The following is a 22,878-nucleotide window of genomic DNA, read 5'->3' on the forward strand; positions in this document are numbered from 1 at the left end:
GCGGGGGGTGAGGGGGCGGATGCCCCGGGCATCGTCCGGGATACCGGACGCATCGGGTCAGCCCCCGAGGTTCCCGAGGAAGGCCGAGCCGAGCACGACCCCGCGCACCTGCATGAACGGCACCGCGTCGACGGCCTGGTCGTCGATGCGGACCTCGTAGTGCAGGTGGCATCCGGTCGACGCGCCCGTGCTGCCCACCGCGGCGATGGTCTGGCCCGCGACGACCTCGTCGCCGGGCGCCACCAGCGTCGAGCCGGTCGCGAGGTGCGCGTAGCCGGTCGAGATGCCGTCGCCGTGCTGGATGAGGATCCAGTTGCCGTACGTGCCGTTCGGGCCGACCTGCACGACGATGCCGTCGGTCGCCGCGAAGACCGGGCTCGCACAGGTGCTCGCGATGTCGGTGCCGCGGTGGAAGTCCTGCACGTACGGCAGCGGCTTCACCGGGCGGTGGCCGAAGCCGTCGGTGATGTAGCCGCTCGCCGGGGCCGACCAGCCCTGCTCGCTCAGCTGGCCCGAGTCGGTCGGGAGGTTCTCGAACCGGTACGCCGTGGTCGCGCCCGCCAGCACGACCTCGTTCGCCTCCGCCTCGGCCTCCATCTCGGCGCGGGCGTCGTCGACGCCGTCCTCCGCGGCCGAGACGGCGTCCTCCGCGTCGGCGACCGCCTGGCGGAGCGCCGGGATGCCGACGGCGTCGACGGCCTCGTACGCGGCGTCGGCTCGGGCCTGGGCGCGCTCGGCGACGTCGCGCGCGGCGGCGGCCGCATCGGCGAGCACCGAGACGTCGGCCGTGAGGTCGGAGACGCGGTCGATCGAGGCGAGCCCGCCGAGCAGGTCGGACTCGGTGTCGAAGAGCAGGTCCAGCGTGCTCGTCGAGGTGTCGAGGCTGCCGCGCACGGCGTGCAGGTAGAGGCCGGCGATCTCGTCCGCGTCCGCGGCCGCGGCGTCGGCCTCGGCCTGCAGCCGGTCGGCGACCGCCTGCGCGCGTTCGACCTCGGCGAGGCCCGCCGCGAGCGCGTCGCGCGCGTCCTGCAGCGCGCTGCGGGCGTCGACCAGGCGCTCCTGCGCGGCCAGCAGCGCGGGCGACGGGCCCGTGCTGACGGTCCGGCTGGTCGTGGAGCCGGTGAAGATCAGCGGGTTGTACGCCGAGTACGAGAAGTACGAGAACGGCGAGGGTGACGGCACGGGGCTGGGCGTGGGTGTCGGAGCTGGGGTCGGCGAGGCGGTGCCGGTCGGCGTGGGCGTCGGCGTCCCGGGTGTCGGGGTCGGCGTGCCGGTCTCGGTCGGGGTCGGCGTGCCCGTCTCCGTGGGCGTGGGTTCCGCCGTCTCGGTCGGCGTCGGCTCGGCGGTCTCGGTGGGCGTCGGCTCGGCGGTCTCGGTCGGCGTGGGCTCGGCGGTCTCCGTCGGTGTCGGTTCCGCGGTCTCGGTGGGCGTGGGCTCGGCGGTCTCGGTCGGAGTGGGAGTCGGCGACGGCTGAGGCTCGGGCGTCGCGGTGCTCTCGTCGGCGGGAGGCGCCGTCTCGGTGGGCGTCGGCGTGGGCGTGGGCGTCGCCGTCTCCTGGGTCTGCGTCTCGGACCCGGTGGTCTCGACGGCCGCGGCGAGCGGTGCCCCCGCGAGCACGAGCGACGCGGCCGCCAACCCCGCCATGACAGGGAGCGGCCACCGGCCGTTCCTCAGCCGGCGGTGTGCGTCGCCTTCACTCGGTGCCACTGTGCACGTCTGCCCATCGATCGGTTCGGGGAACCATCGTGGTCAGTCTGGCACCGCCGCGATGCGGACACAATGGTCGGCCCGGTGAACGGCACCCCTCCGACGCATGCATCCTGGGCCGATCGGGTGCACGCCATCGGGACGCAGGGCCGGGTCAGCGCAGCGGCCCGACCGCACCACCGGCCGCCACCACGACCGAACCGTCGCCGACGAGCCCCACGACGGCCTCGATCTCGGGTGCGAGGAACCGATCGGCACCGGGCCCCGGCACGACCCCGGAGACGAGCCCCGCGACCGCACCGGTGCCGGCCGCGGGCGCCAGCGGAGCGCGCAGCGCGAGCCCGCGCGTCGCCGTCATGACCTCGATCGCGAGCACGCGGGTGAGCCCGTCGAGCGCGCGCCGGAGCTTGCGCGCGGCCGCCCAGCCCATCGACACGTGGTCCTCCTGCATGGCCGACGACGGGATCGAGTCCGCCGACGCCGGCACCGCCAGGCGCTTCAGCTCCGACACGATGCCCGCCGCGGTGTACTGCGCGATCATCAGCCCCGAGTCGACGCCGACCTCGTGCGCGAGGAACGGCGGCAGCCCGTGGTTGCGCGCGCGGTCGAGGAACCGGTCGGTGCGCCGCTCGCTCATCGAGGCGACGTCGGCCACCGCGATCGCGAGGAAGTCGAGCACGTACGCGACCGGTGCCCCATGGAAGTTGCCGTTCGATTCGACCCGTCCGTCGGGCGTGAGCACGGGGTTGTCGACCGCGCTCGCGAGCTCGGCCCGGGCGACGGATGCCGCGTGGGCGAGGGTGTCGCGCGCCGCGCCGTGCACCTGGGGCGCGCAGCGCAGCGAGTACGCGTCCTGCACGCGCGTGCACTCCGGACCGCGGTGGCTGTCCATGATCGGCGATCCGGCGAGCATCGCGCGCAGGTTCGCCGCCGACGCGGCCTGCCCGGGGTGCGGCCGCAGCGCCTGCAGGTCGTCGGCGAAGACGGCGTCGGTGCCGAGCAGCCCCTCGACGCTCATGGCCGCGGCGACGTCGGCCGTCGTCAGCAGCGCGCCCAGGTCGTGCAGGGCGAGCGCGAGCGTGCCGAGCATCCCGTCGGTGCCGTTGATGAGGGCGAGCCCCTCCTTCTCGCGGAGCGCGAGCGGGGCGATTCCTGCGGCGTCGAGGGCGGATGCCGCGGGCACTCGCCGGCCCAGGGCGTCGCGCACCTCGCTCTCGCCCATCGCGGCCAGCGCCACGTGGGCCAGCGGTGCGAGGTCGCCCGAGCAGCCGAGCGAGCCGAACTCGTGCACGATCGGGGTGACGCCGGCGTTCAGCATCGCGGCGTACGTCTCGCACACGACGGAGCGCACGCCGGTGCGGCCGGTCATGAGCGTGGAGAGGCGCAGCAGTTGGAGCGCACGCACCACCTCGCGCTCGACCTCGGCGCCCGATCCCGCGGCGTGCGAGCGCACGAGGCTCGCCTGCAGCTGGGCGCGGCGGTCGCCCGGGATGAACGTGGTCGCGAGCGCCCCGAAGCCCGTCGAGATGCCGTAGTGCGGCTCGGGGTCGGCGGCGAGCCCGTCGACGATGGCGCGGCTCGCGTCGACCGCGGCGAGGGCCGCGGGGTCCAGCGCGACCCGTGCGTCGTGGCGGGCGACGGCGACGACGTCCTCGATCGAGAGCGGTCCGGTGCCGATCAGGACCTCGACGGGCAGGTCGGATGCCGCGGGGCCGGCGACGGGCGGAGTGCTGGAGGTGGTGCGCATGCTCCGATCCAACCTCGCCGCGAGGCATCCGGAGCCGCCGCGGGAGTAGCCTCAGTCTGTGATCCCGGACGGTTCGCGAGCTCCGAAGGTACCGGCGGCGGATGCCGCGCTGCGCATCCTGTCGCACCTCGCGACGCTGCGCGGCCCGGCGCCCGCCGCGTCGATCGCGTCGGCGCTCGACCTGCCGCGCTCGACCGTCTACCACCTGCTCGCGACCCTCGTCGAGCACGGCTACGTGCTGCACCTCCCCGAGGAGCGCCGGTACGGCCTCGGCGTCGCCGCGTTCGAGCTGAGCTCGGGCTTCAGCAGGCAGCAGCCGCTCGCGCGGCTCGGCGCCCCCCTCGTCGCGGGCCTCGTCGACGCCGCCGGCGAGAGCGGCCACCTCGCGGTGCTGCACGGGCGCGACGTGCTCTACCTCGTCGAGGAGCGCGCCCCGCGCCGCCCGTCGCTCGTCTCCGACGTCGGGGTGCGCCTGCCCGCGCACCTCACCGCGACCGGTCGCGCCATGCTCGCCGCGCTGCCCGCGCCGCAGGTGCGCGCGCTCTACCCGGACGCGTCGGCGTTCGCGCCCGGTGCCGCCGACGGCGAGGCATCCGCCTGGCACCTGCGCCGCCTGCGCACCGTGCTTGCGGAGGTGCGCGAGCACGGGTACGCGGCCGAGGACGGCGAGGTCACCGCGGGGCTCGGCTCGGTCGGCGTCGCCGTGCTCGACCACACGGGCTGGCCGGCCGCCGCGATCGCGGTCACCTTCCCGGCCGACCGGGTCGGCGACGCGCGACGCGACGCGCTCATCGGCGAGGTCGATCGCGCGGCGACGGAGCTCTCGCGCCGCATCCGCGGCATCGGGCACCGGGCGGCACCGTCGGCCGGCACGCTCGCCTGAGCGGTGCGCGGCTCAGGGGCATCCGCTCAGCTGTCCACCCGCCCGGTCAGCGCGCGCGATGCAGCCACGGCTGGAGCAGGCGCGTGACCCAGGGCAGCACGAAGTAGGTCATGAGCGGCGTGAGCACGAGCGTGAGCGCGAGCGAGTGCAGCCAGATCGGCAGCGCCTCCCAGCCCGGGATGCCGCCCACCAGATACGAGAACACGAGGTTCACCGGGAAGAAGCCGAGCCAGATGGTGACCGCCTGCTTCCAGCGCGGCGGTGCCGGCGGCAGCGCGGGTTCGTCCACCGTGGGGGTCGAACCCGTCGGCTCGTCGAACCAGCCCTCGATGCCGGTGCGGCGCGTGCTGCGCTCCGAGCGGATGAGGCCCTCGCCGGTCGAGAGCCACCATGTGCGTTCGGGCGAGCCTTCCCACGCGGCCAGCGTCTGCTCGCTCGTGAACCGGTAGAGCATGTACCAGACGTGCGACTCTGCGCCGGACCGGATCCACCCGGAGCCGAGGAAGCCGGGGTACCGGTTCGCCAGGTTCACGCCTGCCTGCACCCACGCGGTCACCTCGGGGATGCGGTCGGGGTCGACCTCGCGGCGGATGGACACGGTGATCGGCGTGGAGGGCATGCCCCCTATTGCAGCGCATCCCGGCTGAATGCGCGCCCGACGGCGCCGGGGTCAGCCCACGCCGGATGCCGCGAGCCAGAGCCCGACCGCGAAGAGGGCGAGGTTCACGAAGATGCCGAGGATCGGGAGGCGGCGGGCGGCGCGCCTGCGGAGCATCCGCACCGTCGTCCAGATCACGACGACCAGCGCGACGAGCCACGGCCCGAAGATCGCCAGGAGCGAGCCCCACCCGATGACCACGCGGTCGCAGGCGGCCTCGGTGATGCAGTCCTCGGTGAACGACGGCAGGAACACGCCGCCGAGGCTCACGGTGCCCGTGGCGACGAGGAAGAGGGCGAGGAGCAGGAGGGTCGCGACGACGTGGCCGGCTCCCGGGCGCGATGCGGCCTGATCGGCGGGTGCGGCCTTCGCCGCGGGCTCGGACTTCGGCTGCTGCTGCGAGTCCTCGGTCGTCGTGTCTTCCATCTCCACCCTCCGGTCGCGGTCGGGTGCCGCGCCTGCGCAAGGCTAGTGCCCCGCGGACACCGACGGTCGGCGACGCTCCACAACGCGCCGGTCAGTCCTTCGGGAGCCGGGCCTTCGCCGCCTCGGCGGCCTCCTGCTCGGCGAGCTCGGCCCGCCGCCGGGCGACCTTGGCGCTCTGCGCCGCCTCGAGCCGGAGCTCGATCGCCTGCGCCACGTCGTCGCGGACCTTCTGCGCCTTCTTCTCGATGCCCGACGCGTCGCGCAGCGGCAGCTGCACCGCGACCTCGGACTCGACGCCCATCTGCAGCTCGCGCACCCGCTCGAGCTCGGTGTCGAGCTCGGCGCCGGCCAGCACGGCGAGGTTCGAGATCCACATCCACAGCAGGAACACGATCACGCCGCCGAGCACGCCGTAGGTCGCGTCGTAGTTGGCGAAGTTCGACACGTAGACGCCGAACCCGTACGACGCGAGGCCCCAGACCACGATCGCGAGGAACGCGCCGACGCTGAGGATGCGGAATCGCTGCCGCACGTTCGGGGTCGCGTAGTAGAGGATCGCGATGGCGATCACCGCGATCAGCGCGAGCGCCGGCACCTGCAGTGCGTTCCAGATCGCCACCGAGGCCGCCGAGATCCCGAAGAACGCCCCGACCGTCTCGGCGATCGGGCCCGACACGACGAGCAGCAGGCCCGCGCCCGCCGCGAGCAGCACGATCACGACCGTGACGAGCAGCAGCCACGGGCGCAGCTTCCAGATCGCCCGGCCCTCCTCGACCCCGAGGATGCGGTTCATGCTGCGCGAGAACCCGCCGACGTAGCCCGACGCCGACCAGAGCGCGCCGATGAGGCCGACGGTGAACGTCCAGGCGGAGGCGGTGGACGCGGTCAGCCCCTGGATCGGCCCCTGCACCGCGTCGACCACGTCCTCGCCGCCGAGCTCGCCGATGAGCTCGAACGCGGCGTCGGTGGTCTCGTCCGCCTGGCCGACGAGGCCGAGCAGCGACACGATCGCGAGCAGGCCGGGGAACAGCGCGAGCACCGAGTAGTACGTGAGCCCCGCGGCGAGGTCGGTGCACCGGTCGGCCGAGAACTTGCGGATCGTGCGGCCGAGCGCGAGCTTCCACGCGGTCCAGGTCAGGCGCCTGGGCCCGCCCCGCGAGCCGAGCACCGCGGCCGCGGCATCGGCCTGGCTGCGATCGCGCCCCCGTGCGAGCGCGTCGACCACGTCCTGGGTGGTGGCGGATGCCTCCTCAGCGGCATCCGCCCCCTTCGCCCTGCCCCGACCGAACATGTCCGCTCCCCTCCCCGGGCGCCGCCCGCGCCCGCGAACCACGTCGTTTCGAGCGTAGGCGAGCCCGTCGCGTGGCCGCAGGGGGTTGCGGTCGCGGGCGGCGCCTCAGTAGTCGACCGGGTCGCGCGAGATCGGGCACGTCATGCAGTGCCCGCCGCCGCGCCCGCGGCCGAGCTCCGCGCCGACGATCTCGATCACCTCGACGCCCTGGTTGCGCAGCAGCTCGTTCGTGTACGTGTTGCGGTCGTAGGTGAAGACCACGCCCGGCTCGACCGCGACGGCGTTGTTGCCGCTGTCCCACTGCTGGCGCTCGCCGGCGTACCAGCCGCCGCCGGGCTCGACCGCGCGCAGCTTCGGCAGCCCGAGCGACGAGGCGACGACGTCGATGAACGGCGAGGTCTCCTCGGTGACCTCAAGTCCACCGGCATCCGCCGGGCGCAGTGAGAAGGTGTGGATGCCGTCGACGATGTCGGGGTAGTACGTGACGAGGTCGCGGTCGGCGAACGTGAAGACGGTGTCGAGGTGCATCGCGGCGCGGAGCTTCGGCATGCCGGCCACGACGACCCGCTCGGCCGCGCCCGCCGCGAACAGGCGCTCGGCGACCGCGGTGATGGCCTGCCGCGAGGTGCGCTCGCTCATGCCGATGAGCACGACGCCGTTGCCGACGGGCATCACGTCGCCGCCCTCGAGGGTCGCGCGGCCCCAGTCGGTCTCGGCGTCGCCCCACCAGATCGTGTTGCCCGTGTAGCCGGGGTGGAACTGGTAGATCGCCTGCATGAGCAGCGTCTCGCCGTGGCGGGCGGGCCAGTACAGCGGGTTGAGCGTGAGGCCGCCGTAGATCCAGCACGTGGTGTCGCGCGTGTAGATCGTGTTCGGCAGCGGCGCCATGAGGTACTCGGTGAGCCCGGCCGACTCGCGCACCAGGGCGAGCTCGGGCGCGCGGTACTCGTCGGGCAGGTCGCGGGTCGAGAGGCCGCCGATGAGGTACTCGGTCAGCACCTCGTCGGCGAGCGTGTCGAGGAACGCGCGGGTGTCGTCGACGAGACCGCCGCCGACCTCGGCGGTCGTGATCTTGCGGTCGAGCAGCCAGTCGCGGGCACCGGGCACGGCGAGCGTCTCGGTCAGCAGGTCGTGCAGCTCGACGACCTCGACGCCGCGGCCCTCCAGCTTCGCGACGAAGTCGGCGTGGTCGCGCTGCGCGTTCTGCACCCACAGCACGTCGTCGAACAGCAGCGCGTCGCTGTTGCTCGGCGTCAGGCGTTCGTGCCCCAGGCCGGGCCGGCAGACGAGCACCTTGTGCAGGCGCCCCACCTCGGAGTGCACTCCGTACGACGTGTCCGACATGTGGCGTCCCCTCCCGGAGCCGTGCGGCGTGGAGCATCCGTCGGCGCCGTCGCGAATCTCGGGCGGTCGTCTCGTGTCTAGCGCATGCGTCGTGCGCGCTTCAACCGCCCTGCCGCACCGCCCCGAAACATGCAACTCCGGGCGACACGCCGCGCTCGTGCATGCATTCGCGGCGGATCGCGCAGCTCTGCATGTGCTCGGGAGGGGCGAGGGGGGCGGATGCCGCGGGCTTGCGTCGGTTCGGCCAGTCTGCGGTGCTCGGGCCAGCCGTGCAGGGCTGGCCGGCACGCCGCGGACTGGCCGGCGCGAGCGGGTGGATGCCGCGGGACGGCGCGCTGCCGGAGCCGACGGTGCGCGGGTCGGCGAAGGCGGGCGGATGCCGCGCCGGCGGGGCGTCAGGCCGACGCCGGTGAGGTGTGCGCGTCCGCGGTCGCGAGCGCGGCGCGCACGAGCTCGTACGCCGCGTCGGCGAGGTCCGACGTCGCCGTGGCCGACGGGTCGGTGGTCGGGGGGTCGACGGCGACCGGGCCGAAGCGATCGACCTCCCACGCGTCGCGCGCGAGTTCGAGGCGGGCGCGCAGCGCGCCCGCGGCCCCGACGAGGCGGGCGGCGACGGCGGGATCGCGGTGCTCGAGGAGGAGTGCAACCGCCTCGGCGGACTCGGCGATGCTGCCGATCGTGTCGGTACTGCGGGCCTCGTCGGCGGCGCGCCCGGCCTCCGCGAGGGCGCGCGCGAGGTCGCCCCGCGCGGCGAGGAGGCGTGCCATGAGCATTCGCGCCCTGATCCGCGGCGCGAGCGGGGCCGTACCGCGATCGGCGTCGGCGAGGATGCGAGCCGCGAGCGCGACCGCGGCCTCGTCGTCGCCGGACTCGTGGGCGACGAGAGCGCGCTCGAACCGCGCGAGCGAGGCGTGGAACGTCGAGCCGACCCGTTCGAGCGCAGGGATGGCCGCGTCGAGCTCGTCGGCGGCGATCACGAGTTCGCCGCGCATGCGCGCCACGAGGCCGGCGACGAATCGTGCCCAGTGGTCGTCGGGCGGGGTCGGCACGCGAAGGGCGGGTTCGAGCGCCGCGAGCGCTGAGTCGGTGCGACCCGCATAGGCGTGCACGACCGCCAGGTTGATTGACGCCATCGCGAACGCCGTCGGATTCGCATCCGCGAAGCCCGCCACGGCCCGGTCGAGCCGCGTTCGCGCCGCCCGGTCGTCGCCGAGCTCGGCCAGCACCGAGCCGACCAGGCTCTCCGCCGCCGCGATCGCCATTGCGTCCACCCGGCGGTCGGCCAGCTCGAGCGACTCGGCGGCGAGCGCGAGCGCGGGCGCGTGCGCCCCCTCGTGCGCCGCGAGCCAGCCCTCCTGGAGCAGGAGGGCGCCACGCCGGGCGGCGTCGAGGTCGTGCGCCGCGCGTGCCGCACGCAGCATCCGCCGCCCCTCCTCGTAGAGGCCGAACTCCTGCCAGTACCGCCCGAGCGCGAGCGCCGTGTCGGCGGCCGGGTCGCGCTCGCCGCGGCGCACGAGGCTCTCGACGGCGGCGAGCAGGTTCGGCCGATCGGCCCGGATGCGCGCGCGCCACTCGACCTGCTCGAACCGGCGGTGCCCCTGGCTCGACTGCCGCGCGAGGTCGGCGAACCAGCGATCGCGACGTCGTACCGCGTCGTCGAGGTCGCCCGCCTCGCGCAGCTTGGCGGCCGCGTACTGGCGCACGGGTTCGAGCACCCGGTACCGGGTCGCCCTGCCGCGGACCACGAGCACCATCGACTTCTCGATGAGCCCCGCCATCGCCGGCTCGATCGTGTCGGGTCGGGCGCCGAGCGTGGCGGCCGCGGCGTCCAGCCCGAACGGGCTGCGCAGCGTACCGAGCGCGGCGAGCAGCCGCTGCTCCGCCGGGTCGAGCAGCGCGTGGCTCCAGTCGAGCGCGGCCTGCAGCGTGCGGTGGCGGGGGAGCGCGGTGCGCGAGCCGGCCCCGAGCGCGCCGAAGACGTCATCGAGTCGCTCCGCCAGTTCGGTGACCGAGAGGGTTCGGGTGCGCACGGCGGCCAGCTCGATAGCGAGCGGGATGCCGTCGAGGGCGCGGGTGATGCGCGCCACGGCCGCGGCGTTCTCGGCGGTCAGCTCGAAACCCGGGGAGGCGTTGCGCGTGCGCTCGACGAAGAGCGCCACCGCGGGGGCGTCGGCGATGCGCGCGACGGCCTGGTCGGGCGACTCGGATGCCGCGGGGCGATCGGGTACGGGCAGGGACGGCACCGTGAGCACGTGCTCGCCCGGCACGCGCAGCGCCTCCCGGCTCGTGGCCAGGATGTGCACCCCCGGGCAGGTGCGGAGGATCTCCTGCACGGCCCCGGCGACGGCGTCGATCACGTGCTCGCAGTTGTCGAGCACGAGCACGGCCGAACGGTCGCCGAGGAGGCCGTGCACCGCCGCGGCCGGGTCGTCGTGCGCCCACGGGCCGAGCCCCAGCGCGCGGACGACGACGCCGGGCACCGCGGCAGGTGCTTCCGCGCCGACGAGGTCGACGAACCACACGCGCTCGCCGAACCGCGCCAGCGCGCGCGCGCCCACCTCCGTGGCGAGGCGGGTCTTGCCGCATCCGCCCGGGCCGACCAGCGTGACCAGCCGCCTCGACCCCAGCAGGTGACCGATGCCGTCGACCTCGCGCTCGCGGCCGATGAAGCGGTCGACCGGCGCGGGCAGCGAGTGCGGCGGGTCGTGCGGCTCGTCCGGAGCGAGCTCGCGGCGCAGGCCGCCGTCGAGCGCGAGCAGCTCCGGCCCCGCGGGCAGCCCGGCCTCGGCGAGCGCAGCCCGCGCGCGACCGATCAGGCGGAGCGCGTCGGCGGCGCCCCGGTCGCGATGCACCGCCCGGGCGAGCGCGACCCACAGCCCCTCGTGCGCGGGGTCGTCGCGCAGCACCGGCTGCACGGCGGCGAGGACCTCGGCGGCGCGGCCCGCGCCGGTGGCGAGCTCGGCCCACCTGCGGAGTGCGTCGTGGTGCAGTTCGGCGAGGCGGTCGCGGGCGGCGATCGCGAACTCGGCGTACTGGAAGCCGCCGAGCGGCTCGGCGCACCGGAGGGCGAGCGCCTCCTCGAGCACCGGAAGGGCCGCGTCGGCGTCGGTCATCGCGAGGCCGCGGGACGCGAGGTCCTCGAAGCGCGTGACGTCCACCTCGTCGCGTGGGACGTCGATGGCGTACCCGCCGGGCCTGGTCGCGACGGCACCGGGCAGCCCGGCGGCGGCGAGCGCGGTGCGCAGGCGCGACACCGCGACGCGGAGCGCGTGGGTGGTCTCATCCGGGGCATCCGCCCCCCACAGCTCGTCGACCAGTCGCTCGACCGAGACGACCGCTCCGGGACGCAGCGCGAGCAGCGCCAGGATCGCCGCCGAACGCCCGTTCCCCAGCACGGTGCCGGCCCCGTCACCGACGGCGACCGCTCCGAACAGGCGCACCAGCATCGGGGCGACTGTATCGCGGCGGCGCGGCCCGCGACCGGGGTGTGACCTCGATGTGCACTCGCTGCGGAATCGTTCGTGCCACGCGGATCGGCCGCGGCACGCACGAACGAGAGGACTGGGGATCATGGACGACTTCGACGGACGGGTGGCGCTCGTCACCGGCGCATCCCGTGGACTGGGACGCCACCTCGCGAGGGAGCTCGCGGCGGCCGGATGCAGCGTGGCGGTCACCGCCCGCACGGCCGGGCCGCTCGACGCGCTCGCCGAGGAGATCGCGGGCACGGGCCGACGGGCGATCGCGGTGCCCGGCGACCTGACCGACGCGGGCGACCGCGCCGGCATCGTGGACCGGGTGACGACCGCCCTCGGGCCCGTCGACATCCTCGTCAACAACGCCGGCGTCGCGCGCGCCTCGGGGTACGCCGACGCCGACCCGTCGCGCGTGATCGCGACGAACCTCCTCGCCCCGATGGAGCTCACGCGTCTCGTGCTCGGCGGCATGCGCGAGCGCGGGTTCGGGCGGGTGCTGAACGTGGCATCCCTCGCCGGGCTCGCGGGCCTGCCGTACCTCGTCGACTACTCGGCGGCCAAGGCCGGCCTGGTCGCGTTCTCGCGCGCGCTGCGCGCCGAGCTCGCCGGGACTGGGGTGTCGAGCACCGTGGTCTCGCCGGGCTTCATCGGCGACGAGGGCATGTACCCGGCCTACGAGACGCCGGTGCCCTGGTACCTCGGCACCAACGTGTCGGCGACGGTGGCGCGGCAGGCCGTGCGCGCGCTGCGGCGCGACCGGGCCGAGGTCGTGCTGAACACCCTGCCCATGCGCCCGCTCGTCGCGGTCGGCGCGGTCTCCGACGGGGCGATGCGCACGATGACCCGCACGCTCGGCGCCGACGCGTACCTGCGCGGGCTCGCCGAGAAGGACCTGCCGTACTCGGACATGCCCGAGCTGGTGGTCTGAGCCGGCGCCACGACGTCCCGCGGCCACGGGGGTGCTCGCGGGACCCGGCGGCGGATGCACGCGACCCGACGCGATGCGCCATCGTGCGCGTGCATCCGCTGCCACCCCGAGGGCCGGCGATGGCGGGCGGGCGGATGCCGCGGGGCGGCGGTCAGCCCTCGGCGACCGCGTCCGGCTCTGCCGGAGCATCCGTCGCGTGTGCCACCGAGCCGGCGTCGTCGGCGGCGAGTTGCTCGGCGGGGAGCTCCTCGGCCCACCCCAGGTGCGCGTGCAGGAACGCGGCGATGCGCTCGCGCAGGCCCGCGTCGAGGATGCCGATCGAGTGCCCGCTCCCCGCGACCACCGCGAGTTCGGCCGGCACGCCCGCCTCGTCGAGCGTGCGGGCGAAGCGCTCGGCCTGCGCGAGCGGGATGATCTCGTCGTCGGCGTGGGCGATGAACACAGGCGGGTCGCTCGCGTCGACGTGCGAGGTCGGCGACGCGGCATCCGCCTCGGGGCAGTCGGAGGCGCGCTCGCACCCGAGGTAGTCGGCGACGATGCCGTACAGCCACTGGCTGGCCTGGTCGGCGCCGAGCGACACCGCGTCGAGCGTGATGGGTCCGCTGAGCTCCGCGACCGCGGCCACGCGCGACCCGGTGTCGATCGGCCCGGTGCCGGTCGTGCCGAGCAGCGCGGCGAGGTTGCCGCCCGCCGATCCGCCGAGCGCGCCGATGCGCGCCGGGTCGATGCCGTACGCCTCGACCTGCTCGGGCTCGCGCAGCCACTCGACCGCGAGCGCCACGTCGTCGATCGCCGCCGGGAACGTCACGTCGGGCACGAGCCGGTAGTTCACCGACACCGCCACGAACCCCTGCGAGGCGAGCCACTGGCAGACGAGCCGCCAGTCGTCGCTGGCCTTGTCGCCGCGCGCCCAGCTGCCGCCGTGGATCGCGAGCACCCCCGGACGGCTCGCGTCGGGGCCGGCAGGGCTGCAGACGTCGAGGGTCAGCAGCGTGCCGTCGGCGCGGGTGCCGTACTCGACGTCCTCGTCGATCGCGATGCCGGTGGCCGGTGGCGTGAAGGTGCGGATGCCCGTGATCGCGTCGCCGGGGAGCTCGCTCACGTCGTTCGGGCCGGCGGGGTCGATCGCGCGCAGCCCGAGGTGGAAGCCGCTGAGGGCGGCGACGGCCGCGATCGCCGATCCAGCCGCTGCCGTGACCAGCAGCGCGCGCCAGCGGCGGCGGCGTCCTGCCGGCCGGCGCCCGTCGGGTGCGGCGCCCCGGCCCGCGCCGCCGTCGGTCGCTCGGGTGGTCTGCACGGGGCGCTCCGGGGGGAATCGGGTGGGGCGATGCTACCTGAGGCGGGCTCAGCCGCCGAATGCGGCGGCGCCCTGCCGCTCGTCGCGGGGCCCGTGCGAGGCGTAGGACCCGATCGGCGACACGCCGACCCGGGCGGCCCGGGGCCGCGATTCTCCTCCGGTTCGCACACTGGCCCCCACGGGGTCCGGGCGAAACGGAGGACTGGAGGGGAAACGCGCCGTGGTGGGCCGGCCCGGGGCCGCGAATCTCCTTCGGCTCGCGCCGGGTCGACGTGCCCGGCCGGGCATCCTCACAGCAAGGTCCGCTAGCATCGACGGGTCGGTCTGGGACACCGCGCGCATCGCGCGGATGGGTTTGTGAGTCCCGTGGGCCGGATCCCCGCCGCGGTGGCGGGGAGCATCACCGTATGTGACGGCCCCGGTCGAGGACAGCCCGGGTTCTGAAGCCGACGCGCGCTCGCTCGGCGGTTTCCCATGTACTCGAGGACAACCCAGGAAGCATCGCCATGCCCAAGAACAAGAAGCCCGCCGGCGGCCGCCCCGCCAAGAACTTCGACCCGTCGTACGCGAAGAAGTCGAAGTCGAAGCAGCACAAGCGAGCGGATGCCTCCGGCAGCTCGCGCAAGCCCGGCTCGCGCAGCCCGGGCCACCGCGGCTACCGCCCGGAGGAGGCCGAGCCCAAGCAGCGCTGGAGCCGCGAGGAGCGCGAGGCGGCGGGCCGCTCGCCGCGCCGCTCGAGCTCGTCGCGCCGCGACGACCGCGACGGCGGCGGCCGGTACGACCGCGACGACCGTCCGCGCCGGGACGACCGTGACCAGCGGGGCTCGCGCGGCTATGACCGTGACGACCGCGCCCCGCGTCGGGACGACCGCGACCGTCGGGACTCCGGCCGCAAGTACGACCGTGACGACCGCGCCCCGCGTCGCGACGACCGCGACCAGCGCGGCTCGCGCGGGTACGACCGTGACGACCGCGCCCCGCGTCGGGACGACCGCGACCGTCGCGACTCCGGCCGCCGGTACGACCGCGACGACCGCGCGCCCCGCCGCGACGACCGCGACCGCGACCGCTCGCAGCGCGTCGCCGGGCGCGGCTACGACCACGACGACGCCCGCAAGCGCGACCGCGACCGCGGCGAGCGCCCCCGCCGCGACCACGACGACCGCCGGGTCGCCGGCCGCGGCTACGACCGCACCGACCGGGACGACCGCCGCGGCTACGACCGCACCGACCGGGACGACCGCCGCGGCTACGACCGCAACGACCGCCCGGGCTTCCGCGAGTCCGAGCGCCGCCCGTCGACGTACTTCCCCGCGAAGGACGACCGTGCGCCCTACACGCCCGAGGACGACGTCGTGCTCGAGCGCCTCCAGGCCGAGGCGATCACGGCGGACGCCGTCGAGGGCGTGACGTTCGCCGACCTCGGTCTCGGCGGCAACATCGTGCGTTCGCTGCGAGACCTCGGCGCGGAGCATCCGTTCCCCATCCAGGCCGCGACCATCCCGGTCGTGCTCGAGGGGCGCGACGTGCTGGGCCGCGGCCGCACCGGCTCGGGCAAGACGATCGCGTTCGGCGCGCCGACCGTCGAGCGCCTCATGCAGATGTGGGCGGCGAAGGGCAAGGCCGGCGAGAAGCGCAAGCTCGGCCGCGCGCCGCGCGCGCTCATCCTCGCGCCGACCCGCGAGCTCGCGCTGCAGATCGACCGCACCGTGCAGCCGATCGCCCAGAGCGTCGGGCTGTTCACCACCCAGGTCTACGGCGGCGTGCCGCAGGGCCGCCAGGTCGGCGCGCTGCAGCGCGGCGTCGACATCGTGATCGGCACGCCCGGCCGCATCGAGGACCTGATCGAGCAGCGCCGCCTCGACCTGAGCGAGGTCGAGATCACCGTGCTCGACGAGGCCGACCACATGTGCGACCTCGGGTTCCTCGAGCCCGTGCAGCGCATCCTCCGCCGCACCCGCGAGGGCGGCCAGAAGCTGCTGTTCTCGGCGACCCTCGACACGGGCGTCGCCGCGCTCGTCGACGAGTTCCTCGTCGACCCGGCCGTGCACGAGGTCGCGGGCGAGGACCAGGCGTCGGGCACGATCGAGCACCGCGTGCTCGTGATCCGCAACGACCAGAAGCGCGACATCGTCGCGCAGCTCGCCGCGCGACCGGGCAAGACCCTCGTGTTCTCGCGCACCCGCGCGTTCGCCGAGGACCTCGTCGAGCACCTCGAGGACCGCGGCGTGTTCGCGGTCGCACTGCACGGCGACCTCAACCAGGCCCGACGCACGCGCAACCTGCAGCAGCTCACGAGCGGCAAGGTCGACGTGCTGGTCGCGACCGACGTGGCAGCGCGAGGCATCCACGTCGACGACATCGACCTGGTGATCCAGGCGGATGCCCCGGACGAGTACAAGACCTACCTGCACCGCTCGGGTCGCACCGGTCGTGCCGGCAAGCGGGGGGTCGTGGTGACGCTCATCCCGCGCGGGCGCCACCGCCGCATGACGGAGCTGCTCGAGCGCGCCGAGATCGAGGCCGAGTTCGACGAGTTCGCGCGCGGCGACGAGTTCACGATCGCGGCGGCCGACGCCTCGGAGTAGTCGAGGAGGCCTCACCCCCGCGAACGGGGGTGTTGTCGCCGCCCGCACACGGGACTAACGTGCGGCGTGGGCGCGATCGATGCTGCCCACCGCCGCGCGATCGACGACGTCGCCGAACGTGCAGCCCACGCACCGCGTGCCGGGGGCGTCCCGGGGCGATCGACACCCGTACCGCGGAGGACCGATGACCCGCCACCGTCCCGCCGGCGCACCTGCAGCCGTCGCCGTCATCATCTCGACCGTGATCGCGGTCGGCCTCATCGCCAGCCCCGCGCTCGGCGCGCCGCCCGAGGGCAAGGGCGGCGGCAACGGCAAGGGCAAGAACAAGCCGACGCCGACGGTGATCGAGACGACCACCCCGCCGCCGACCGAGACGACCGCCCCGCCGACCGAGACGACCGCCCCGCCGACGGAGACGACCGCGCCTCCCACGGAGACCACGGCCCCGCCGACGGAGACCACGGCCCCTCCCACGGAGACGACCGCCCCGCCCACGGAGACCACCCCGCCGCCCACCGACCCGGCCGCGCTCCCGGCGATCATGGCCGGCGTCGGCGACTCGATCACCGTCGCGTACGACGCCGACGGCAGCGGCTCGTACCCGCAGTACAGCTGGTCGACGGGCGGCTCGTCGAGCGTGCAGTCGCATGCGACCAGGCTGCGCGCAGCCGGGGCATCCGATCTCGTGGCCTACAACGACGCGGTGGTGGGCGCGCAGGCGGCCGACCTCGCGCCGCAGGTGAACCAGGCGATCGCGCAGGGCGCGGACTACCTCACCGTGCAGATCGGCGCGAACGACGCGTGCACGAGCACGGTCGACGGGATGACGCGGACGGATGAGTTCTCGGCCAGCGTCGCCGGTGCGCTCGGCACGTTCGCCGACCAGCGGCCCGACGCCGAGATCCTGCTCACGACGGTGCCGAACCTGAAGCGCATGTGGGCGCTCAGCAAGGACAACGGCTGGGCCCGGTTCATCTGGTCGATCGGGAGCGTCTGCCAGTCGATGCTGCAGAACCCGACCTCGACGACCACCGCGAGCGAGGAGCGTCGCGACGCCGTGCAGGCCCGCGTCGACGAGTACAACGCCGAGCTCGAGGCGATCTGCGACGCGATCGCGACCTGCACGTTCGACGACTACACGGTGGCGGACTACCAGTTCACCTCGTCGCACATCTCGACGTTCGACTACTTCCACCCGAGCGTCTCGGGGCAGGCGACGCTCGCCGCGATCACCTGGCCGTACTCCGCCTACGCGGGGTAGGACGTCGCTTTTCAGGAGCCGGCCCGGCGGCCGCGCACGGATGGTGCGGGCCGGGCCGGAATCCGGCCGGTTCGGTCGTGCGCGGCTCGCGCCGCGCAGGATTCCGCCGCCGGGCGCCGGTCGGCTCCTGAAAAGTGCCGCACTTCGCCGGGCGTCAGTCGTCGATGAGGCGCTTGCCGAGGTCGATCGTGTCGTCGACCCGGTAGCCGAGCCGCTCGTAGAAGGCGACGGCCTCGCGGTTCGTCGCGCGCACCTGCAGGTTGACCTTGGGGCATCCGATCGCCTGCAGGGCCGTCTCGACGTGCGCGACCAGCGCGCGCCCGATGCCGAGCCGACGCGAACCCGGAGCGGTCGCGAGGTAGTTCATCCAGCCGCGGTGCCCGTCGTACCCGGCCATCACCGACCCCACCACTCGGTCGTCGTCGACCGCCACCACGAACAGCTCCGGCTGCACGGCCAGCTTGCGGGCGATGTCCTTCCGCGGGTCGTTCCACGGCCGCGTGAGCCCGGACGCCTCCCACAGCGCGACGACCGCCTCGGTGTCGTCGGTGCGGAACGGCCGGATCTCCATCACCACACTGTGGCAGAGGCCCGGCGCGAGCGTCGGGTGCGTCGCCGTCGCGGTACGGTCGGCAGCATGGTCGAGCCCGGAGCACCAGCTGCGATGTCGGAACCTCCCGAGGTGCGCGACGACCGGATGCCGGGAATCGAGGCGCTCGTCGCCCTCTACGACGCGGTGGGCTGGTCGGCGTATACCGCCGCACCCGACGTGCTGGTCCGTGCGCTCGCCGGATCGCTCCGCGTGGTGACGGCGTGGCGCGGAGACCGGCTCGTCGGGCTCGCCCGCATCGTCGGCGACGGTGCGACCATCGCATACCTGCAGGACGTGCTCGTGCACCCCGACCATCGACGGTCCGGGCTGGGGTCGCGAATGGTGGCGGCCGCATTCGCGCCGTTCGGCGACGTGCGTCAGCAGGTGCTGCTCACCGACGACGAGCCCGGACAGCGGGCGTTCTACGAGTCGCTCGGGTTCACCGAGGTGCACGACGTGCGGCCCCGGCAGCTGCGCGCGTTCGTACGATTCCGGAGCTGAGCGGCGCGAGCCGGTCGCGCTAGAGCGAGATCTGGTAGTGGATGAAGCCGCTGCGCGAGGCCACCCGGTCGTAGAGCCCGCGCGCCACCTGGTTGGTCTCGGCCGTGAGCCAGTAGACCTTCGCGCAGCCGTGCCCGGCGGCCCACTCGTGCACGTGTGCGATCAGCGCCCGGCCCGCGCCGCCGACCCGCGCATCGGGTGCGACGAAGAGGTCCTCGAGGTAGCAGTAGTCGGCGGTCGACCAGGTGGCGGCGTGCGTCAGCCAGTGCACGAGCCCGATCGCACGCCCCGCCTCGTCGCGCGCCAGGGCGCCGTGCACGGTCGACGTCGGGTCGAGGAGCGCCGCGAACGTGGCATCCGTCGTCGCCTCGTCGAGGTCGGTCTCGTAGAACTCGAGGTACCCGGCCCAGAGCCGCCCCCACTCGTCGCGATCGGCGGGGGTGACGGCGGTGATGGTGACCATGCCCGAAGCCTACGGGCGGATGCTCCCGCTCAGCGCCAGCGTCAGCGCCAGCCGAGCGCCGGCGCCACGTGCGTCAGCACCGACTCGAGCACGTGCGCGTTGTAGTCGACGCCGAGCTGCGTGGGCACGGTGAGCAGCAGCGTGTCGGCCGCGGCGATCGCCTCATCGGCGCGGAGCTGCTCGACCAGCCGGTCGGGCTCGTCGGAGTAGCTGCGCCCGAACACCGCGCGGTAGCCGTCGATCGCGCCGAACTGGTCGCTCGTCTCGCCGCCGCCCACGAAGTAGGCGCGATCGCGGTCGTCGACGATCGGGAAGATCGACCGGCTGACCGACACGCGCGGCTCGCGCTCGTGGCCCGCTGCCGCCCAGGCCTCGCGGTACTGCTCGATCTGCTTCCGCTGCTGCACGTGCAGCGGCTCGCCCGACTCGTCCTCCTTGAGCGTCGAGCTCATGAGGTGCATGCCGCGCTCGGCGGCCCAGACCGCCGTGGCATCCGACCCGGCGCCCCACCAGATGCGGTCGCGCAGCCCGGGGGACTGCGGCTCGATCGGCAGCGGGCCCGGATACGGGTTGGCGAACATCGGCCGCGGATTCGGCTCGGCGAAGCGCGCACCCTCGATGACCTTGAGGAACACCTCGGTCTGCTCGCGCGCGACATCGGCCATGGTCTTGCCCTCGGGCGCCTCGTAGCCGAAGTAGCGGTACCCGTCGATGACCTGCTCGGGCGACCCGCGGCTCACGCCGAGCTGCAGCCGCCCGCCCGAGATGAGGTCGGCGGCGCCGGCGTCCTCCGCCATGTAGAGCGGGTTCTCGTAGCGCATGTCGATCACGCCCGTGCCGATCTCGATGCGGCTCGTGCGCGCGCCGATCGCCGCCAGCAGCGGGAACGGGCTCGCGAGCTGCCGGGCGAAGTGGTGCACGCGGAAGTACGCGCCGTCGGCGCCGAGCTCCTCCGCCGCGACGGCGAGGTCGATCGACTGCAGCAGGGCGTCGCCGCCCGAGCGCGTGGCCGACTGCGGGGACGGCTGCCAGTGCCCGAACGAGAGGAATCCGATGTGCTTCACACCAGAAGACAAGCACACGCGGATGCCGCGAATTCCCGCGCCCGCCCTTGACCGCCCCGCCGCACCCGGCCAGTGTGGGGACATGACCGCTCCCGGCACCGGCAGCACCCGTCAACCACCGCGTCGCGGCGCCGCGTACTGGATCTGCTTCGCGGTCGTCCTCCTCAGCGCATCCGTCAGCGTCTGGTACTCGGTCACCGCGGTGATCGCCGGCGGCCTCGAGGACGCCGACGCGCTCTACGCCGCCTCGCGCAGCGTCGCCATCGTCGTCGTGGCGCTCATCGTGCCGCTCTTCCCGGCGGATGCCGCGCTGCTCGCGATCGCGGTCGTCATGGTCATCGTGCAGGGCATCGACACATTCGTCGGCGCCGTGCAGGGCAACACCCTCGTGATGGTCGGCGCCGCGGTGCTCTGCATCGTGAACATCGTGACCGCGAGCTTCCTCGCACGCACCGACCGCGTGCGCGGCGCGGCGTAGACGCCCCCGCAGCCCTACCCGCGCAGCGCCAGCGCGAACGGCAGTACCGCGCTCGCGCCGGCCCGGCGCAGTTCGCGCGCGGCGACCGTGAGGGTCCAGCGGCTGTCGGCGAGGTCGTCGACGAGCAGCACGGGCCCGTCGGGCAGGTCGAGGGCGGATGCCTCGAAGCGCGCCCACACCCCCGCCAGCCGGTAGGCGCTGTTGCCGCCGGCATCGCCGGTCGGGCCGCCGTCGACCAGGCCGAGCGCGCCCACGTAGGGGAGCCGCCCGACCTCGGCGAGCCCGCGTGCGAGCGACTCGACGAGCTGCGGGCGGCGCCGGGCGGGCATCGAGACCACCGCGACCGGCCGCTCCGCCCACGGCCAGTCGGCGAGCACGCGCACGGCCGCGTCGCGGAGGGCGCCGCTGATGGGGGCATCCGCTGCCGACTCGGCGAACACTTCGCGCAGCGCCCCGCCCCAGCCGAGGTCGGTGAGTCGGGCGAGGGCGCGCCCCTCCGCCATGCGCTCGTCGGGCGCGATGCGCCCCTTCACGGGCACGCCGAGGCGATCGGCGCCGGTCGGCCACTGGGCGCGTGGCTCGATCGGCACGCCGACGCGGTCGAGCGATGCCGCCGCGGTCTCGGCCGCCGAGGAGTCGATCGAGGTCGGGAACCACGGCTCGGTGCAGTTGTCGCACCGTCCGCACGGCGCAGCGGTCGCATCGTCGAGCGACCGCTGCAGGAACTCCATGCGGCAGCCGTCGGTGCGCTCGTAGTCGATCATGTGCTGCTGCTCGGCCCGTCGCTCGGCGGCGATGCGGTCGTACCGGTCGGCGTCGTACACCCACGGCCGGCCGGTCGATACCCAGCCGCCCCGCACGCGCCGCACCGCGCCGTCGACGTCGAGCACCTTCAACAGCAGCTCGAGCGGCGAGCGGCGGATGTCGACGATGGACTCGAGCGCGGGCGTCGACAGCGGCTCGTCGGGCGACAGGGCGGCGATGACGCGCGACGCGCGCTCCTCGGTCGGCATCGCGGCGGTCGCGAAGTGGTGCCAGATGTCGGGGTCCTCGCGCCCGGGCATGAGCAGCACGTCGGCGTTCTCGGTCGCGCGGCCCGCGCGACCCACCTGCTGGTAGTACGCCACCGGCGACGACGGCGCGCCCAGGTGCACCACGAACCCCAGGTCGGGCTTGTCGAACCCCATGCCGAGCGCCGAGGTCGCGACGAGCGCCTTGACCCGGTTCTCCTTCAGCAGCCGCTCCGACTCCTCGCGCTCGGCCGGATCGGTCTGCCCCGTGTAGGCGCGCACCTCGTGGCCGGCGTCCCGCAGCATCCGTGCCGTGTCGTTCGCGGCGCTCACCGTGAGGGCGTAGACGATGCCCGAGCCGGGCAGGTCGTCGAGGTGGCTGAGCAGCCAGCCGAGCCGGCCGCGCGCCTCGGGCAGCCGCAGGACACCGAGGCGCAGGGATGCCCGCGCCAGCGGTCCGCGGATCGTCACGACCTCCACCGAACGCTCGTCGGCGGCGTGCTCGAGCTGCTCGGCGACATCCGTCACCACCCGGCTGTTCGCGGTCGCCGTGGTCGCGAGCACCGGCACGTCGTCGGGCAGCTGCGCGATGAGCTCGGCCAGCCGCCGGTAGTCGGGCCGGAAGTCGTGCCCCCAGTCGCTGATGCAGTGCGCCTCGTCGACGACGAGCATGCCCATGCGGCGCACGAGCACAGGCAGTCGCTCGTCGCGGAACGACGGGTTGTTCAGACGCTCGGGGGAGACGAGCAGCACGTCGACCTCGTCGCGGTCGAGCGCGGCGAGCACGTCGCCCCACTCGTGCGCGTTGGTCGAGTTGATCGCCACGGCGCGCACGCCGGCCCGCTCGGCGGCCGCGATCTGGTCGCGCATGAGCGCGAGCAGCGGCGACACGAGCACGGTCGGCCCGGCACCCTGCCGTCGGCGCAGCAGCGTCGCGACGAAGTACACCGCCGACTTGCCCCACCCCGTGCGCTGCACGACCAGCGCGCGCCGCCGGTCGTCGACGAGCGTCGCGATCGCCTCGAACTGGCCCTCGTGGAACTCGGCGTCGTCGCGCCCGACGAGCGCACGCAGCACGTCGAGGGCGTCGTCGCGGGTGGTGGTGGCGGTGGTCACCCCTCCACCCTCTCGCACCCGGCCGACACGGGCGGCCGCACCGGCCGG

General features: G+C 74.5%; 18 protein-coding genes. 6 read left to right on the top strand and 12 right to left on the bottom strand.

Annotated elements, in window-relative coordinates; all coding sequences use genetic code 11:
• Positions 1-57 precede the first annotated feature (57 nt).
• Together QMG39_RS09325 and hutH are read right to left on the bottom strand one after the other, a co-directional pair.
• On the bottom strand, positions 58-1,644 hold the full coding sequence (locus tag QMG39_RS09325) for a M23 family metallopeptidase (RefSeq protein WP_281884313.1): 1,587 nt from the start codon (positions 1,642-1,644) through the stop codon (positions 58-60).
• A gap of 217 nt (positions 1,645-1,861) precedes the next feature.
• On the bottom strand, positions 1,862-3,454 hold the full coding sequence (hutH, locus tag QMG39_RS09330) for a histidine ammonia-lyase (RefSeq protein WP_281884315.1): 1,593 nt from the start codon (positions 3,452-3,454) through the stop codon (positions 1,862-1,864).
• 61 nt (positions 3,455-3,515) lie between these two features.
• On the opposite strand from hutH, the gene QMG39_RS09335 reads away from it, so the two are divergent.
• Complete coding sequence (locus tag QMG39_RS09335; protein ID WP_281887230.1) at positions 3,516-4,337, top strand: IclR family transcriptional regulator; 822 nt, start codon at positions 3,516-3,518, stop codon at positions 4,335-4,337.
• Positions 4,338-4,383: 46 nt separating this feature from the next.
• Here the strand turns inward: QMG39_RS09335 and QMG39_RS09340 are convergent, their stop codons facing one another.
• From QMG39_RS09340 to QMG39_RS09360, 5 genes are all read right to left on the bottom strand, one after another.
• Positions 4,384-4,956: an antibiotic biosynthesis monooxygenase gene (locus QMG39_RS09340; RefSeq protein WP_281884317.1), complete on the bottom strand. Its 573-nt coding sequence runs from the start codon at positions 4,954-4,956 to the stop codon at positions 4,384-4,386.
• A gap of 51 nt (positions 4,957-5,007) precedes the next feature.
• On the bottom strand, positions 5,008-5,421 hold the full coding sequence (locus tag QMG39_RS09345) for a hypothetical protein (RefSeq protein ID WP_281884319.1): 414 nt from the start codon (positions 5,419-5,421) through the stop codon (positions 5,008-5,010).
• Positions 5,422-5,512: 91 nt separating this feature from the next.
• Complete coding sequence (locus tag QMG39_RS09350) at positions 5,513-6,712, bottom strand: YihY/virulence factor BrkB family protein (protein ID WP_281884321.1); 1,200 nt, start codon at positions 6,710-6,712, stop codon at positions 5,513-5,515.
• 105 nt (positions 6,713-6,817) lie between these two features.
• Positions 6,818-8,056, bottom strand: coding sequence for an arginine deiminase (locus tag QMG39_RS09355; protein WP_281884322.1), 1,239 nt, complete (start codon positions 8,054-8,056; stop codon positions 6,818-6,820).
• A gap of 395 nt (positions 8,057-8,451) precedes the next feature.
• Positions 8,452-11,502 (bottom strand): AfsR/SARP family transcriptional regulator, encoded by a 3,051-nt coding sequence (locus tag QMG39_RS09360; RefSeq protein WP_281884324.1) that lies wholly within the window; start codon positions 11,500-11,502, stop codon positions 8,452-8,454.
• Between the two features lie 124 nt (positions 11,503-11,626).
• On the opposite strand from QMG39_RS09360, the gene QMG39_RS09365 reads away from it, so the two are divergent.
• Positions 11,627-12,460 (top strand): SDR family NAD(P)-dependent oxidoreductase, encoded by an 834-nt coding sequence (locus QMG39_RS09365; protein WP_281884326.1) that lies wholly within the window; start codon positions 11,627-11,629, stop codon positions 12,458-12,460.
• Positions 12,461-12,611: 151 nt separating this feature from the next.
• Here QMG39_RS09365 and QMG39_RS09370 read toward each other — a convergent pair whose 3' ends face one another.
• A complete protein-coding gene (locus QMG39_RS09370) occupies positions 12,612-13,757 on the bottom strand; it encodes an alpha/beta hydrolase (protein WP_281884328.1) in 1,146 nt (381 codons plus the stop codon).
• A gap of 506 nt (positions 13,758-14,263) precedes the next feature.
• Between QMG39_RS09370 and QMG39_RS09375 the strand changes: the two genes are divergently transcribed.
• The gene (locus tag QMG39_RS09375) at positions 14,264-16,345 is read left to right on the top strand and encodes a DEAD/DEAH box helicase (protein WP_281884330.1); all 2,082 of its coding nucleotides are present in this window, start codon (positions 14,264-14,266) and stop codon (positions 16,343-16,345) included.
• A 184-nt stretch (positions 16,346-16,529) separates the two neighbouring features.
• Positions 16,530-17,606, top strand: a complete 1,077-nt coding sequence (locus QMG39_RS09380) for a GDSL-type esterase/lipase family protein (protein WP_281884332.1) — start codon at positions 16,530-16,532, stop codon at positions 17,604-17,606.
• 154 nt (positions 17,607-17,760) lie between these two features.
• On the opposite strand, the gene QMG39_RS09385 is transcribed toward QMG39_RS09380, so the two are convergent.
• Positions 17,761-18,177: a GNAT family acetyltransferase gene (locus QMG39_RS09385; protein ID WP_281884334.1), complete on the bottom strand. Its 417-nt coding sequence runs from the start codon at positions 18,175-18,177 to the stop codon at positions 17,761-17,763.
• Positions 18,178-18,270: 93 nt separating this feature from the next.
• Between QMG39_RS09385 and QMG39_RS09390 the strand changes: the two genes are divergently transcribed.
• Entirely contained in the window at positions 18,271-18,699 is a 429-nt protein-coding gene (locus QMG39_RS09390; protein WP_281884336.1) for a GNAT family N-acetyltransferase, read from the top strand.
• Between the two features lie 19 nt (positions 18,700-18,718).
• Here QMG39_RS09390 and QMG39_RS09395 read toward each other — a convergent pair whose 3' ends face one another.
• Both QMG39_RS09395 and QMG39_RS09400 read right to left on the bottom strand, forming a co-directional pair.
• Positions 18,719-19,162, bottom strand: a complete 444-nt coding sequence (locus QMG39_RS09395; protein ID WP_281884338.1) for a GNAT family N-acetyltransferase — start codon at positions 19,160-19,162, stop codon at positions 18,719-18,721.
• Positions 19,163-19,203: 41 nt separating this feature from the next.
• Positions 19,204-20,226: an LLM class flavin-dependent oxidoreductase gene (locus QMG39_RS09400; RefSeq protein WP_281884340.1), complete on the bottom strand. Its 1,023-nt coding sequence runs from the start codon at positions 20,224-20,226 to the stop codon at positions 19,204-19,206.
• An 82-nt stretch (positions 20,227-20,308) separates the two neighbouring features.
• On the opposite strand from QMG39_RS09400, the gene QMG39_RS09405 reads away from it, so the two are divergent.
• Complete coding sequence (locus QMG39_RS09405) at positions 20,309-20,704, top strand: hypothetical protein (RefSeq protein ID WP_281884341.1); 396 nt, start codon at positions 20,309-20,311, stop codon at positions 20,702-20,704.
• A gap of 14 nt (positions 20,705-20,718) precedes the next feature.
• Here the strand turns inward: QMG39_RS09405 and QMG39_RS09410 are convergent, their stop codons facing one another.
• Positions 20,719-22,830, bottom strand: a complete 2,112-nt coding sequence (locus QMG39_RS09410) for a RecQ family ATP-dependent DNA helicase (protein WP_281884344.1) — start codon at positions 22,828-22,830, stop codon at positions 20,719-20,721.
• Positions 22,831-22,878 lie beyond the last annotated feature (48 nt).

It is taken from the genome of Agromyces rhizosphaerae (assembly GCF_027925245.1).
GTDB classification, from domain to species: Bacteria; Actinomycetota; Actinomycetes; order Actinomycetales; family Microbacteriaceae; genus Agromyces; species Agromyces rhizosphaerae.

What these genes read in the sequence shown, in the direction of transcription:
- QMG39_RS09350 (WP_281884321.1), bottom strand. Translation starts at nt 6,712, where the DNA reads ATGTTCGGTCGGGGCAGGGCGAAGGGGGCGGATGCCGCTGAGGAGGCA.
- QMG39_RS09360 (WP_281884324.1), bottom strand. Translation starts at nt 11,502, where the DNA reads ATGCTGGTGCGCCTGTTCGGAGCGGTCGCCGTCGGTGACGGGGCCGGC.
- QMG39_RS09385 (WP_281884334.1), bottom strand. Translation starts at nt 18,177, where the DNA reads ATGGAGATCCGGCCGTTCCGCACCGACGACACCGAGGCGGTCGTCGCG.
- QMG39_RS09390 (WP_281884336.1), top strand. Translation starts at nt 18,271, where the DNA reads ATGTCGGAACCTCCCGAGGTGCGCGACGACCGGATGCCGGGAATCGAG.
- hutH (WP_281884315.1), bottom strand. Translation starts at nt 3,454, where the DNA reads ATGCGCACCACCTCCAGCACTCCGCCCGTCGCCGGCCCCGCGGCATCC.
- QMG39_RS09340 (WP_281884317.1), bottom strand. Translation starts at nt 4,956, where the DNA reads ATGCCCTCCACGCCGATCACCGTGTCCATCCGCCGCGAGGTCGACCCC.
- QMG39_RS09405 (WP_281884341.1), top strand. Translation starts at nt 20,309, where the DNA reads ATGACCGCTCCCGGCACCGGCAGCACCCGTCAACCACCGCGTCGCGGC.
- QMG39_RS09355 (WP_281884322.1), bottom strand. Translation starts at nt 8,056, where the DNA reads ATGTCGGACACGTCGTACGGAGTGCACTCCGAGGTGGGGCGCCTGCAC.
- QMG39_RS09395 (WP_281884338.1), bottom strand. Translation starts at nt 19,162, where the DNA reads ATGGTCACCATCACCGCCGTCACCCCCGCCGATCGCGACGAGTGGGGG.
- QMG39_RS09345 (WP_281884319.1), bottom strand. Translation starts at nt 5,421, where the DNA reads ATGGAAGACACGACGACCGAGGACTCGCAGCAGCAGCCGAAGTCCGAG.
- QMG39_RS09380 (WP_281884332.1), top strand. Translation starts at nt 16,530, where the DNA reads ATGACCCGCCACCGTCCCGCCGGCGCACCTGCAGCCGTCGCCGTCATC.
- QMG39_RS09325 (WP_281884313.1), bottom strand. Translation starts at nt 1,644, where the DNA reads ATGGCGGGGTTGGCGGCCGCGTCGCTCGTGCTCGCGGGGGCACCGCTC.
- QMG39_RS09375 (WP_281884330.1), top strand. Translation starts at nt 14,264, where the DNA reads ATGCCCAAGAACAAGAAGCCCGCCGGCGGCCGCCCCGCCAAGAACTTC.
- QMG39_RS09365 (WP_281884326.1), top strand. Translation starts at nt 11,627, where the DNA reads ATGGACGACTTCGACGGACGGGTGGCGCTCGTCACCGGCGCATCCCGT.